This is a genomic window from Achromobacter sp. E1 (assembly GCF_037039475.1).
Classification (GTDB): domain Bacteria; phylum Pseudomonadota; class Gammaproteobacteria; order Burkholderiales; family Burkholderiaceae_B; genus Achromobacter; species Achromobacter mucicolens.
Genome location: NZ_CP146253.1, coordinates 2,028,610 through 2,042,569, shown reverse-complemented (window position 1 = coordinate 2,042,569; position 13,960 = coordinate 2,028,610). Strand labels below are relative to the sequence as shown.

Annotated in this window: 12 protein-coding genes; 10 read left to right on the top strand and 2 right to left on the bottom strand. The window is 65.8% G+C overall.

All coding sequences use genetic code 11. The features are described 5' to 3' along the window. Nucleotides 1–17: 17 nt before the first annotated feature. Nucleotides 18–1,448: an oxygen-independent coproporphyrinogen III oxidase gene (gene hemN, locus V6V88_RS09245; protein ID WP_338618946.1), complete on the bottom strand. Its 1,431-nt coding sequence runs from the start codon at nucleotides 1,446–1,448 to the stop codon at nucleotides 18–20. 154 nt (nucleotides 1,449–1,602) lie between these two features. On the opposite strand from hemN, the gene V6V88_RS09240 reads away from it, so the two are divergent. The 10 genes from V6V88_RS09240 to V6V88_RS09195 all read left to right on the top strand — a co-directional run bounded on the left by V6V88_RS09240 (nucleotide 1,603) and on the right by V6V88_RS09195 (nucleotide 11,731). Further along, on the top strand, nucleotides 1,603–1,866 hold the full coding sequence (locus V6V88_RS09240; RefSeq protein WP_338618944.1) for a hypothetical protein: 264 nt from the start codon (nucleotides 1,603–1,605) through the stop codon (nucleotides 1,864–1,866). A 186-nt stretch (nucleotides 1,867–2,052) separates the two neighbouring features. Then, nucleotides 2,053–2,793, top strand: a complete 741-nt coding sequence (locus V6V88_RS09235) for a FadR/GntR family transcriptional regulator (protein WP_062841885.1) — start codon at nucleotides 2,053–2,055, stop codon at nucleotides 2,791–2,793. Beyond that, nucleotides 2,790–4,064 carry a Zn-dependent hydrolase gene (locus V6V88_RS09230; protein WP_223575102.1) on the top strand — a complete coding sequence of 425 codons (1,275 nt, stop codon included), beginning with the start codon at nucleotides 2,790–2,792 and terminating at the stop codon, nucleotides 4,062–4,064. The genes V6V88_RS09235 and V6V88_RS09230 overlap by 4 nt, the downstream gene beginning before the upstream one ends. Before the next feature lie 174 nt (nucleotides 4,065–4,238). Continuing rightward, on the top strand, nucleotides 4,239–5,816 hold the full coding sequence (locus V6V88_RS09225; RefSeq protein WP_142049603.1) for an ABC transporter substrate-binding protein: 1,578 nt from the start codon (nucleotides 4,239–4,241) through the stop codon (nucleotides 5,814–5,816). A 102-nt stretch (nucleotides 5,817–5,918) separates the two neighbouring features. After that, a complete protein-coding gene (locus V6V88_RS09220) occupies nucleotides 5,919–6,926 on the top strand; it encodes an ABC transporter permease (RefSeq protein ID WP_056315866.1) in 1,008 nt (335 codons plus the stop codon). Next, nucleotides 6,923–7,762, top strand: coding sequence for an ABC transporter permease (locus tag V6V88_RS09215; protein ID WP_062841887.1), 840 nt, complete (start codon nucleotides 6,923–6,925; stop codon nucleotides 7,760–7,762). Before V6V88_RS09220 ends, V6V88_RS09215 begins: the two co-directional genes overlap by 4 nt. Nucleotides 7,763–7,771: 9 nt before the next feature. Then, entirely contained in the window at nucleotides 7,772–9,412 is a 1,641-nt protein-coding gene (locus V6V88_RS09210; RefSeq protein WP_280003765.1) for an ABC transporter ATP-binding protein, read from the top strand. Nucleotides 9,413–9,451: 39 nt separating this feature from the next. Beyond that, nucleotides 9,452–9,742 carry a cupin domain-containing protein gene (locus tag V6V88_RS09205; RefSeq protein WP_056315859.1) on the top strand — a complete coding sequence of 97 codons (291 nt, stop codon included), beginning with the start codon at nucleotides 9,452–9,454 and terminating at the stop codon, nucleotides 9,740–9,742. Nucleotides 9,743–9,789: 47 nt separating this feature from the next. Next, entirely contained in the window at nucleotides 9,790–10,854 is a 1,065-nt protein-coding gene (locus tag V6V88_RS09200) for a histone deacetylase family protein (RefSeq protein ID WP_152383956.1), read from the top strand. After that, nucleotides 10,826–11,731 (top strand): DMT family transporter, encoded by a 906-nt coding sequence (locus tag V6V88_RS09195; protein WP_338618938.1) that lies wholly within the window; start codon nucleotides 10,826–10,828, stop codon nucleotides 11,729–11,731. The genes V6V88_RS09200 and V6V88_RS09195 overlap by 29 nt, the downstream gene beginning before the upstream one ends. Here the strand turns inward: V6V88_RS09195 and V6V88_RS09190 are convergent. Then, on the bottom strand, nucleotides 11,703–13,919 hold the full coding sequence (locus V6V88_RS09190) for a TonB-dependent siderophore receptor (RefSeq protein ID WP_276530676.1): 2,217 nt from the start codon (nucleotides 13,917–13,919) through the stop codon (nucleotides 11,703–11,705). The genes V6V88_RS09195 and V6V88_RS09190 overlap by 29 nt on opposite strands. Nucleotides 13,920–13,960: the final 41 nt, after the last annotated feature.

Here is a 13,960-nt window from a genome sequence, read left to right as displayed (position 1 = left end):
CCGCGGCCGCGCGCAGGTCAGATGATGCGGGAGTACCTGGCGGTCGGCATCGCCGAGCGCAGGTATTTGTCGAAGGTCATGGCCACCGCCCGCACGAAGTACCAACCCAGGCCAGTGACTCGCAGTTCTCCCAGGTGCAGGTTCACCAGGCCCAGTTCGGCCAGGCTGGCCATCTGCGACAATTCTCGGCTGAAGTAGTCGCCGAACTGCAGGCCGTGCTTGGCTTCGATACTCGAGAAGTCCACCCGGCCCTGGCACATGATGTCCATGATGACCTCGCGGCGGACCAGGTCGTCGGCGCTGAGCGTCAGGCCGCGCTCGACTGCGAACTTTCCGGATTCGATGGCCGCGTAGTATTCGTCAAGGATCTTCGCGTTTTGACTGTAGGTGTCGCCAATGCGTCCGATGGCCGACACGCCCAGCGCGATGAGGTCGCGATCCGGCTGCGTACTGTATCCCTGGAAATTGCGGTGCAGTTCACCGCGTTGCTTGGCGATGGCCAGCGCGTCGGTGTTCAGCGCGAAATGGTCCATGCCGATGTAGGTGTAGCCCTGGTGCAGGAAGCCCTGAATGGCCGAACTGAGAAGGCCAACGCGCGTCTCGCGATCGGGCAGGTCTGCTTCGTTGATGCGGCGCTGCGGCTTGAAGCGTTCGGGCAGGTGCGCGTAGGCGTAGAGCGCAATGCGGTCGGGCCGCAGCGCGATGACCTGTTCGATCGTGCGGGCAAACGACGCCGCGGTTTGCAGCGGCAGGCCATAGATGAGATCGACGTTGACCGACGCATAGCCCAATGCCCTGGCGCTGTGCATCAGCGCGGCGACGTCATCGAAAGACTGAACCCGATGCACCGCCACCTGCACCCGTTCGTCGAAATCCTGCACGCCGAAGCTCAGGCGGTTAAAGCCTAGCTGCTGCAGGAACGCAAGGCGCTCGGGCGTTGCAGTGCGCGGATCGACTTCGACGGAGATTTCGGCGTCGGGCTGGAAATGGAAGGCGCCGCGCAGATCGCCCATCAGGCGCGCCAGTTCCTCATTGGACAGGAAAGTGGGCGTGCCGCCCCCGAAATGCAGTTGCGACACCGGCACGCCGGGGCCGAGTTCTTGCACGTGCAAGGCGATTTCGCGGGCCAGGGCATCCAGGTAGCGGGCGGCTCGGTCATGGTGGCGGGTCACCACCTTGTTACAGGCGCAGTAATAACAGACCGATTCGCAGAACGGAATGTGAACGTAGAGCGACAGCGGCTCGGCCGGACTGGTTGCGCGCCGCTGTTGCAAGGCAAGCCGGTAGTCTTGCTCGGCGAAGCCCCCGTGGTAGCGGTCCGCCGTGGGATACGAGGTGTATCGCGGCCCGTTCTTGTCCAACCGGGCCAGCAGTTGGGGAGGAAAAAACGGCTCGGCGGTGGCGGGCGCCGGCGATTCCAAAGATTGTGGGCGTAGAGCGGCTTGCATAACGCAGATTATTCGCCTGCCCCGCGCCCTTCACATTGATCTTGCGCAAACCGAGCGCAACGCATCTGCCGTTGGGCAAGCTTTGCCGGGCCGTTACCGGCCCGCGCCCTGCCCCGTAAAATGCCGCGATTCCCGCAGCAAACAAGGACCCCTAATGGAAACCGAACTGGAAGGCCGCCTGCTGGCCATGCGCCAGGCGCTGGCGATTGCGATCGCCCTATCCACCCGCAGCAGCCCCCAGGCCACCGACATGGCGTTGGAACTGCTGGGCGACCTGAAAGCCAATCTGGACAACACGCCGGCGGACAGCCCGTTCGACAAACCGGAATGGGTGATGGGCGCGCACGACGAACTGGACGGCATCGCCCGTCTGGTTTGCGCCTTCACGCAGACGCCCGAACCGGACGACGAGGCGTAGCGAACCCGGCATCCCGCCGGCCCGACCGGCGGCGGACTCCAAAGGGCCGGTCCACTGGCCTGACCACCAGACGAACAGCGGTGGAATCCCTCACATCGTTTTCCCTGAAAGCGTCAGTTTTCCCTTTTGTTTCAACGGCGAGGTGCCTATATTGGTGGCCTGACCACCAGGCCAAGCCCCCGCCCGATGAGCACCTTCCAAGCCGTCGCCGTCACCCGTCTGTATCGCATGATCGCCGACCAGATCGCCGGACGGATCCGGGCCGGCGACTTCCCGCGCGGGCGGCGTTTGCCGTCGGAGCGGGACCTGGCCGAACAATTGCAGGTCAGCCGCGCGTCGATCCGCGAAGCGCTGATTGCGCTTGAAATCGAGGGCTACGTCGAAGTCCGAGTGGGCACCGGCGTGTTCGTGGCGGACAAGGAAGGCGCCGGCATGGCGGCCGCCGCCGGAACACCGCCCAGCGCGGCGCAGGGCGTCGACGACATCGGGCCGTTCGACCTGCTGGAAGCGCGCCTCATCATCGAACCCGAATGCGCGGGCATGGCGGCGCAGCATGCCACGGCCGCCCAGCTGGCGGCCATCCTCGACGCCCACGACGGCATGTCCCTGACGGATTCGCCAGGCCGGCATGACCGGGAGTTTCACGGCGCGATCGCCGCCGCCTGCGGCAACGCAGCGCTGGCCGCTGCCGTCGCCCATCTGTGGAACCTGACCCAATCCAGCTCGGTGTACCGGCGGATGCAGGACTATTTCGTCGATGCCAAGGTGTGGGCCGTGGCCCACGCCGAACACCAGCGCATCCTGACCGCGATCGTGGCGCGCGACCCCATTCGTGCGCGGCACGCCATGCACGCACACCTGCTTGGCATCCTGGCGCGCCTGCGCGAGGACTTTGGCGACGTTTCCCACCCCCGAGGCGACCTATGACGACACCCCCTCTGTCCATCAACGGCAACCGGCTGTGGCAATCCCTGATGGATCTTGCGCAGATCGGCGCGACGCCCAAGGGCGGCAACTGCCGCCTGGCGCTCACCGCGCTCGATGGCCAGGGCCGCGATCTGGTGACCGGCTGGATGCGCGAGGCCGGCATGACGGTGCGGGTGGATCAGGTGGGCAACATTTTCGCCCGGCGCGCGGGCCGCAATGACAGCCTGCCGCCCGTGATGACGGGCAGCCATATCGACACCCAGCCCACCGGCGGCAAGTTCGACGGCTGTTACGGGGTGCTGGCCGGTCTTGAAGTGATCCGCACGCTCAATGACGCGGGCGTGACGACCGAGGCTCCGCTGGAAGTGGCCATCTGGACCAACGAGGAAGGCTCGCGCTTCGTGCCCGTGATGATGGGATCGGGCGTCTTTGCCGGAAAATTTCCGCTGGAAACCGCGTTGTCGGCGCGCGACGCACAGGGTATCAGCGTGCGCGAAGAACTTCAGGCCATTGGTTACGCCGGCGCCGACCCCGTCGGCGGGCGCCCGGTGGACGCCTACTTCGAGGCGCATATCGAACAGGGTCCGATCCTGGAGCACGAGGAAAAGACCGTCGGCGTCGTGACGGGGTCGCTGGGCCTGCGCTGGTACGACGTCACCGTGACCGGTATGGAAATGCATGCCGGCCCCACACCCATGCCGATCCGCCGCGACGCGCTCTTTGCCACAAGCTTCCTGCTGCAGGCCGTGGTGAACATTGCCAACAGCCATCAGCCTCATGGACGCGGAACGGTGGGCGAGATCCACGCATATCCGGGATCGCGCAACGTCATTCCGGGGCAGGTCCGTTTCACCACCGACCTGCGCCACGAAGATGAAGCGACGCTGGACCGCATGGACCGGGACTGGCGGCGCATCTGCGACGACATTGCGGTCGCGCACGGCGTTCGCGTCGACGTGAAGGACGTGCAGTATTTTCCGCCCACGCCGTTCGATCCCGATCTGGTCGACAAGGTGCGCAAGGGCGCCGCGGACCGCGGCCTGCCCGCCATGAACATCGTCACGGGCGCCGGACACGATGCCGTCTACATGGCTGCCGTGGCACCCACCGCGATGATCTTCGTGCCGTGCAAGGACGGCATCAGCCACAACGAAATCGAAGACGCCCGGCCCGAGCATCTGGAAGCCGGCTGCAACGTGTTGCTTGACGCCATGGTGGCGCGAGCCAATGCGCCCCAAGCGGCCACCGCAGACATGGCCAAGCACCACTGAATTCTCCGCATTGGTGCGCGGCGCCTTAACCAGCACCTGAACGAAGCATTGTTGCAGCAGCTCCACCCGCAGTACCCGAGAAACGCAGGTGGCATGAGGTTTGCTTGATCCGGCACGGCGATCGCCGCGTCCGAGCGGCCGCCTGTCCGACCCTTTCCAGCCCGGAGGCTCGCAGTGAAATCGAAAAACTGGTTTTCCCTAAGCATCGGCGCATTGGTCCTTGCGGCCGCGCTGCCCGCCACGCAGGCCTTGGCTCAGACCAAGGGCGGCACGCTGAACATGATCGTCCAGCCCGAACCGCCGGTGATCGTCACGGCCATCAATCAGCAGGGGCCGACGCAATTCGTCGCGGGCAAGATCTACGAGAGCCTGCTGACCTACTCCACCGACCTCAAGCCGCAGCCCGGACTGGCCAAGTCGTGGGAGGCCGCCGCCGATGGACTGACCTACACATTCCACCTGCAAGACAACGTGAAGTGGCATGACGGCAAGCCGTTCACGTCCGAGGACGTGGTGTTCTCGCTGGCGGACATGCTGCCCAAGACCCACGCGCGCGCCCGCGTCATCCTGAACAAGTTCGTCGAGTCCGTGCAGGCGCCCGACGCCAAGACGGTGGTCATCAAGCTGAAGACGCCGTTTCCGGCCTTCATGCTGATGTTCGAACCCGGTTTCGCGCCGATGATGCCCAAGCATCTGTACGCCGGCACGGACTACATGACCAACCCGGCCAACCAGAAGCCCGTGGGCACCGGCCCGTTCGTCTTCAAGGAATGGAAGCGCGGCGAATACATCAAGCTGGCGCGCAATCCCGACTACTGGAAGCCGGGCAAACCGTATCTGGACGAGCTGGTGTTCAACGTGATTCCGGACGCGGCGTCGCGCGCGGTGGCCTTCGAGCGCGGCAGCGTGGACGTGCTGCGCGGCGGCGACGTGGACAACGTCGACATCAAGCGCCTGCGCGGCCTTCCCAACGTGGAATACACGACCGCGGGCTGGGAAATGTTCTCGCCGCAGGCCTACCTGATCTTCAACATGCGTAAGCCGCCCTTCGACAACCTGAAGGTGCGCCAGGCGGTCATGGCGGCCATGAACCGCAACATGGTGGTCAACAACATCTTCTTCGGTCTGGGCAAGGTGTCGACCAGCCCCTTCGTGACCACCGAGATGTTCTACGACAAGAACATGCCGCCGATGCCGTTCGACATGAAGAAGGCGCGCGCGCTGATCAAGGAATCGGGCATCAAGCCCGGCGACTACACGATCCGCCAACTGAGCTTCCCGTACGGCTCGACGTGGGACCGGCTGGGCGAATACACCAAGCAGGCGCTGGAACAGCTGGGCTTCAAGGTAAACGTGGAATCGACCGACGCGGGCGGCTGGGCAAGCCGCACCGGCAACTGGGACTTCGACCTGACCACCACCTTCACGTACCAGTACGGCGACCCCGCGCTGGGCGTGCAGCGCTTGTATATCTCGTCGAATATCGTCAAGGGGTCGCCCTTTGCCAATGTGCAGGGCTACAGCAACCCCGAGACCGACAAGCTGTGGGAGGCCGCCGCCTCCGAGGTCGATCCGGCCAAGCGTCAGGCGCTCTACACCCAGATCCAGACGACGCTCGTCAACGAGGTCGCCAATGGCTTCCTGGTCGATATGGAGTTTCCGACCCTGTATCGCGCCAACGTGAAGAACCTGGTCAAGACCGCCATCGGCTTGAACGAGTCGTTCGACGACGTCTACATCGAGAAGAAGTAAGCGCCCCCGGGGTGCCGCCGCGGATCCCGTGTCCGCGGCGGCGCCCGGCTGCGCGGCGGGCAGGGTTGCCGCGAGGCACGTCCGTCCTGAAAGGACCCGAGCATGAGATTCCTGTCTTTCCTGCTGTCCCGCATCGGCAAGGCCCTGGTGGTGGTGCTGGGCGTGGTGATCATCAATTTCTTCCTGATACGGCTTGCGCCCGGCGATCCCGCCGCCGTGCTGGCCGGCCAGGCCGGCGCGGGCGATGCCGCCTACGTGGACCAGCTGCGTGTTGCCTTTGGCCTGGACAAGCCCGTCCTGACGCAGCTTTTTCTCTACCTGAAGGGCGTGGTGCAGCTGGATCTGGGCTTTTCCTATCGCAACCACGTGCCGGTGCTGGACCTGATCGTCGAGCGCCTGCCCGCCACATTCCTCCTGATGTCGTGCGCCTTCGTGTTTTCCATCGTGCTGGGCGTGCTGCTGGGCGTGGTGGCCGCCAAGGCGCGCTATCGCAACAAGCGCCGCTGGATCGACAGCTCGGTGATGACCGGCGCCCTGCTGCTCTACGCCACGCCGCTCTTCTGGCTGTCGCTGATGGGCATCCTGCTGTTTTCGGTGGTGCTGGGCTGGCTGCCGGCCTTCGGCATGGAGACCGTGGGCGCCAACCTGACCGGCTGGGCGCGCGCGGGCGACATCGCCCTGCATCTCATCCTGCCGACCGTGACGCTAGGGTGCTTCTTCATGGCCGTCTACGTGCGGCTGACTCGCGCGTCGATGCTGGAAGTGATCGGCATGGATTTCGTGAAGACGGCGCGCGCCAAGGGCGTGAGCCCCAGCCGCGTGATCCGCGCGCACGTGCTGCGCAACGCGCTGCTGCCGGTCATCACGTTTGCCGGCATCCAGCTGGGGCAGATGGCGGGCGGCGCGGTGCTGACCGAGACCGTCTTCGCGTGGCCCGGCATCGGACGCCTGATGTTCGACGCCCTGCTGCAACGCGACTACCAGCTTCTGCTGGGCATCTTCCTGGTCACCTCCATCATGGTCGTGGTCTTCAACCTGCTGACCGACGTGCTGTACCGCCTGATCGATCCGCGCATCGGCGCGGGTGCGCAGCAAGGAGCCTCCGCATGAAGTCATTTGCCCGACGTTACCTGCGCAACTACGGGGCGGTGGCCGGCCTGGTCATCATGCTGATCGTGGTCGCCGTCGCCCTGGCGGCGCCGCTGCTGTACGAAGAGTCGCCCTGGATGATGGTGGCCGACCCGCTGATCCCGCCGTTCACCAATGCGGACTATCCGTTCGGCACGGACATGCTGGGCCGCGACATCACCGCGGGCCTGGTGTGGGGCGCGCGCGTGTCGCTGATGGTGGGCCTGCTGTCCACCGCCGTCGCGCTGCTCTTTGGCATCGTGGTCGGTTCGATAGCCGGCTACTGCGGCGGCCGCGTGGACGACGCGCTGATGCGGTTCACCGAGTTTTTCCAGACCATTCCGCAACTGGCGATGGCCGTGGTGCTGGTCGCCATCCTGAGCCCGTCGGTCTATTCGATCATGGGCGCCATCGCGGTGGTGTCCTGGCCGCCGGCCGCGCGGCTGGTCCGCTCGGAATTCATGACGCTCAAGCAGCGCGAATTCGTGCAGGCCGCGATCGTCATCGGCCAGACGCCTGCCCGCATCGTGGGCACGCAGATCCTGCCCAATGCCATGTCGCCCATCATCGTGTCGGCCTCGTTCATGGTGGCGACCGCGATCCTGACGGAGTCGTCGCTGTCGTTTCTGGGCCTGGGCGACCGCAACCTGATGAGCTGGGGTTTCATGATCGGCGCGGCGCGCACCATGATCCGCGAGGCCTGGTGGATGAGCGTGTGGCCCGGGGTCGCCATCTTGCTGACCGTGCTGGCCATCAACCTGATCGGCGAAGGCCTGAACGACGCCCTCAACCCGCAACTGCGCAAGCGCGGCGAATAGGAGGCCGGCATGAATGAAAACCTGACAACCCCGCCGCTCCTGTCGATCCAGAATCTGACCATCGCATTGCCCAAGGGCGGCGACCGTCCTTATGCTGTGCAAGACGTCTCGTACGACATTCGCGCCGGTGAAATCCTGTGCATCGTGGGCGAATCGGGCTCGGGCAAGTCGATGAGCGCCAACGCCATCATGGGACTGCTGCCCGATTACCTGACGCCGCAGGCCGGGCGCATCCTGTTCCGCGGCCAGGACCTGCTGCAACTGGACGAACCCGCTCTGCAGGCCATGCGCGGCAAGGACATGGCGATGATCTTCCAGGAGCCGCTGTCGGCCCTGAACCCGCTGATGACGGTGGGCGAACAGATCAGCGAAGTGATGCGCGTGCACAACGCCTACCCCGGCGCAGAACGCTTGAAGCGCACGCTTGAACTGCTGGAGTTCGTCGGCCTGCCGGATCCGGCCACGCTGTATCACGTGTATCCGTTCCGCTTGTCCGGCGGGCAGCGCCAGCGCGTGATGATCGCGATGGCGCTGGCGCTGGAGCCCGCGCTGCTGATCGCCGACGAGCCCACGACCGCCCTGGACGTCACCACCCAGGCGCAGATCCTGGCGTTGATCGCGCGCATCCAGAAGGAAAAAGGCATGGGCGTGATGTTCGTCACGCACGACTTCGGCGTGGTGGCCGAGATCGCCCACCGCGTCGCCGTCATGGAGAAAGGCATTCTGGTGGAGCAAGGCCCGGCCAGCGAGGTGCTCAACCGCCCGCGCCATCCCTACACCCAGCGCTTGATCGCGGCCGTGCCGCACCGGCGCGGCGAGGAGCGCGCCGGGCTGGCCGACGACACGCCAGTGCTGGAGGTCAAGGATCTGAAAAAGACCTACGTGATCGGCCACGGCTGGCTGGGCAACAAGCGCCAGGTGCACGCGGTGGACGGCGTGAGCTTTGCCGTGCGGCGCGGCGAGACGCTGGGCATCGTGGGGGAATCCGGTTCGGGCAAGTCCACGATCGGCAAATGCCTGCTCAAGCTTGTCGGCATCAATGGCGGCAAGTTGCTCTTTAACGGCCAGGACATCGCCACGCTGCCCGAATCGCGCTTTCGGCCGATGCGGCACGAGATCCAGATGATCTTCCAGGACCCGTTCGCCTCGCTCAATCCCCGGCATACGGTGGGCCGCATCATCAGCGACGGCCCGGTCGCCAATGGCGTCCCGCGCGCGCAAGCCGAGGCCCGGGCGCGCGAACTGCTGTCGCTGGTGGGCATGGACCCGTCCGCCTTTGACCGCTACCCCAACCAGTTTTCGGGCGGCCAGCGCCAGCGCATCGGTATCGCGCGCGCGTTGGCGCTGGAGCCCAAGGTGCTGGTGGCCGACGAATCGGTGTCGGCGCTGGACGTGTCGGTTCAGGCGCAGGTGCTGCAACTGCTGCACGACCTGCAGCAGCGGCTGAAGATTGCGCTGGTGTTCATCACCCATGACCTGCGCGTGGCGGCGCAGATCTGCAATTCGGTGCTGGTCATGCATCGCGGCAAGGTGGTGGAGTACGGATCGCCTTCTCAGATCTTCGACAACCCGCAGCACGCCTACACCCGCCAGCTGATCGCCGCCGTGCCGGGCCAGCATTGGGACCCGACCAAGGCGCAGGCCGCCTGACCGGACATCGCCTCGACATTGAATTCCAGGAGAACCGCTATGCAACGCCCCGCCGCTATCCCCACCGTGCAGATCGACAACGAACTGGTCACCGTCACCGAATGGCGCTTTCCGCCGGGCGGCGAGACGGGCTGGCACCGTCATGGAATGAACTACGTGGTGGTGCCGCAGACCACCGGCCCACTGCTGCTGGACACGCCCAACGGCCAGGTCACCAGCCAGCTCACCACGGGGGTGGCGTATTACCGGCCGGTGGGCGTGGAACACAATGTCATCAACCCCAGCGACACGGAATTCGTGTTCGTCGAGATCGAACTCAAGCGGGCATAAGCCCCACGCATCTGGCAGCGACCGTGACGGTCTGAGCGAGGATATCCATGAAGGCGTTTTTTTCCGAAGAACAGTTGCTGCATTCGCCCCGGCAATTCATGCGGCTGGGCCGCATCAGCGCCCCCACCGACCTGCCGTCGCGCGCTGAGAGCCTGCAGCAGGCGCTGGCCGCCCGCGGCGTGAAGGTCGAAGCGCCATCCGACTATGGCCGCAAGCCGCTTGAACACGTGCACAGCACGGATTATCTGGACTACCTGGAAACCGCCTTTGCGCGCTGGCAGGCCCTGAAGGCGCCGGGCGTCGATCCCGGTCCGGAAGTGCTACCCAATCTTTCGCCCTACTACAACGGCCGCATCGATGCCGCCGGACGGGGCCCCTGCCCGTCCCCGTCCATCGTGGCGCAAACCGGGTATTACCTGAGCGACCTCGCCTGCCCCATCGGGCCGCAGACCTGGCGCTCGGCGCTGCGGTCCACGCATAGCGCGCTGGCGGCGGCGGACCATGTGGCGAGCGCCGGTGGCGTGGCCTACGCGCTGTCCCGGCCTTCCGGCCACCATGCGCATCGCGACCGCGCCGGCGGCTTCTGCTACCTGAACAACAGCGCCGCCGCGGCAAGCCGCCTGTTGCAGACCTGGTCGAAAGTGGCGGTGCTGGATGTGGATGCGCATCATGGCGACGGCACGCAGAACATCTTCTATCACCGGGCGGACGTGATGACCGTCTCGCTGCACGCCGATCCGGCCGGGTATTACCCCTTCTATACCGGCTACGCGCACGAGCGCGGGCACGGCGCGGGCGAAGGCTACAACCTGAACCTGCCGCTGGCGCATGGCTGCGGCAACGCGGAATTCCTGCAGGCGCTGGACACCGCGCTGGATGCCCTGGCGGGCTATGCGCCGCAGGCGCTGGTCCTGCCGCTGGGATTCGACACCTACAAGGATGATCCGATCAGCGTGCTCAGGCTGGACATCGACGCGTACCGCGACATCGGCGCGCGCGTCGCCGGTTTGCGCGTGCCCACCGTCGTGGTGCAGGAAGGCGGCTACATGGTCGAGGCGATCGGGCCCGCGCTGGATGCGTTTCTTGAAGGCTTTGGCCGTGGCGGCAAATGAAGGCGCGCGCCAGACTGGCGTCCTGCTGTTCTTCGCGGCGCTGGTAGCGTTCGCCACCTTCGATGCGGGCGCCAAGCAGCTTCTGGATCGCTATCCGGCGCCCTTTCTGAACGTGATGCGCTACCTGGCGGTGGTGACGCTGGCGATGGGCATGCTGTGGCGCCACGGCCGCGGCCTGCGGCTGCGCGACGCGCCGGAAAAGCCCCTGCTGGTGCTACGCGGCGTCATGCTGGCCACGGTGGCCACGTGCTTCATGACCGCGCTGATCTGGATGCCGCTGTCCGAGGCCACCGCCATCTACTTCACCGCCCCGCTCATCATGGTGGCGCTGTCGCCGTGGCTGCTGGGCGAACGCGTCCGGGCGGCGCAATGGGGCGCCGTTGCCGCCGGCTTTGCGGGCATGCTGCTGATCGTGCGGCCCGGCGGCGACCTGCCCCTGCTGGGCACGTTGCTGATGGCGGTGTCGGCCGTCAGCTACGCGATCTTCCAGGTGCTGACCCGCAAGCTGTCGAACAAGGTGCCGGGGCCGGTGCAGTATGCGTACACGGCCTTCATCTGCCTGATCGTGACCGCGCTGCCCGCGCCGTTCTTCCTGCCCGACCCCTGGCCGGGAACGGCCGATACCGTCATCATCCTTGCCCTGGGCGCCTGCAGCGGCTTGGCGCAGATCCTGCTGATCGCGGCCTTCCAGCGGGTTCCCGCGGCAACGCTGGCGCCCCTGAACTACTTCCAGCTGCTGCTGGCGCTGGGCTTCAGCACATTCTGGTTCCAGCGCCCGCCAGACGCGCTGGCGCTGGCGGGCATGGGGCTGATTATGGCGGCCGGGGTCTTTCTGGCACTGCGGCCTGTCAGAACGCCATCGACGCCGACAACATGAACGTGCGCGGCGCGCCCAACGCCAGGCTCGACAGCTGAGGCATTCCCCAGTACGCCTTATTCGTCAGGTTGTTGATGGCGGCGCGCAGCACCACCGGGCGGTCGGCCACCCGCGTGGCGTAGCGCGCGCCCACGTCATACGTCGTGCGTCCGCCCACCGACAGCGAGTTGTCCGCGCTGATGTACTGCTTGGACACCGAGGTCGCGTTGGCCGTTAACGTCAGGCCCTGCACGACCGGCACGTCCCATTCCACGCCGAGCTTGCCCTGCAGCCTCGGGATGCCGGTGGCCTGCTTACCCTCATTGGCCGCAACGGCGGCTTTCGTCACCTTGGGGTCGATGTAGGCAACACCGCCGATGAAGCGCATCCCGCGCATCGGTTCGCCGAAGAAGCCCCATTCCACGCCTTGGTTGCGCTGCTCGCCGCCGAACGAGAAAACGTTGGTGACCGGGTCGGTGTAGCTGCTGGGGCGGTTGATTTCAAAGAGCGCCAGCGTATGGGTGAAGTCGCCCAGGTCGATCTTCAGGCCGATCTCCTTCTGCTTGGTCTTGAAAGGCGCAAAGAGTTCTCCCGCATTCGCCGCAGTGGCCGGCGCCGCCTGGCCCTTGGAGAGGCCTTCGATGTAGTTGGCGTACACCGAGATGTTGCCCGTGGCCTTGACGAGCAGCGCGGCGGCGGGCGTCGTCGCGTGAGCGTCATAGCGGCTGGTGCGTGCGCCGGTGACGACGCTGAAGCTGTCGGTGCGAACCTCTTGGCGGCGCGCTCCCAGCGTCAGTTGCACGCGGTCCTCGGCAAAGGACAAGGTGTCCGCCAGGCCGTAGCTGATCATGCGCGTCTTGCTGTGCATGATCGGCGGGAAAACGCCGGCCGGCGCCGGCCCCCAGACCGGGTGATAAATGTTGGTGACCCAGTCTGCGCCGGGCACCGAGCGGCGGCCATAGTCGTGCTGGTCATCGGAGTAGTACGTGGCGTTCAGCACCCACTGGTGCTTGATCGCGCCGGTCTGCAGCTTGCCGCGCAGGCCCGCGTCGCCGGAGGTCTTTTCAACCTCCATGTTGAGTTGCCCCATCGACGTGCGGAAGTCGCCGGCATTGTTGAACACCTGCGCCGACATGGCGCCGCTGTAGGTGTATTCGGAACGGCTGGTGCCGACGGCCCCATACGCCATCAGCTCGTCGGTGACGTCGAACTCGCCGCGGATCATGGCGCCGCGATCCTGGTTCTTCACGTAGGCCCAATCCGGGTTCAACAGGGTTTCGGGCTTGGGCGGCTTGGGCACGCCGATGCCGGGCGCCAGGTTGATGCCGCGCGTCACGCCGTCGATGCGCTCATCGGTGTCGTAAAGATCTGCGGAGATACGGACCCGCTCGCCGCGCCAGTCCAGGCCCAGCGACGCCAGTTGCGCCCGCTTCTTCTGGTCGTCCACGGGGCCGTCGCCGTTGCGGTACATGCCATTGAACCGGATGCCGAACTGCTGGTTCTCGCCGAAACGGCGTCCCATATCCAGATGCCCGCCGAACTGCGCGTCCGACATGTAGGTGGCGGTCAGGCGCGTCAGAGGATCTGCGCCGGCGCGCTTGGGCACCAGGTTTACCGTGCCGCCAACCGAGCCGCCGGGAGGCATGCCGTTCAGCAAGGCGGACGGGCCTTTCAGCACCTCGATCCGCTCGAACATCTCGGGCGACGTCCGGTAGTAAGGCGCCATGCCGGCCAATCCGTTGAACGTCATGTCGGTGGTGGCGGACGTGAAGCCGCGGATCGAGTAGTTCTCGCTCCATGCACCCGACACGCCGTTGCTGAACACCGACGGATCGGTGCGGGCGATGACGTCGGTGATGTCCTTGGCCTGCAGGTCCTCGATGTACTTTTCCGTGTAGTTGATGACGGAGAATGGCGTGTCCATGAAATCCTTGTCGCCAAGGAAACCCACGCGGCCGCCGTAAGTGACCTGGCCACCGGCGTAGGGCGTTGAGGGCGCCTCCTGCGCTTCGGCCTGGCCGGTGACCGTCACCGTGGGCAGGGTCTTCACACCCGCCTCCTGTTGCGCCCAGACGGGCGTCGCAGCCACGGCGCCCAACGTGAGGCCGAATACGGCGGCGATGAGAGGGTTCAAGGAAAAGGCGGGCTTTGCCTGCCCGGCCTGCAGCGAATGACGTGCGACGCGGCCGTTGTGGCGACGTTTGCTCATGGAATGCTCCGTTCAGTTGAGCTGGGGATCGCCCGGCAATC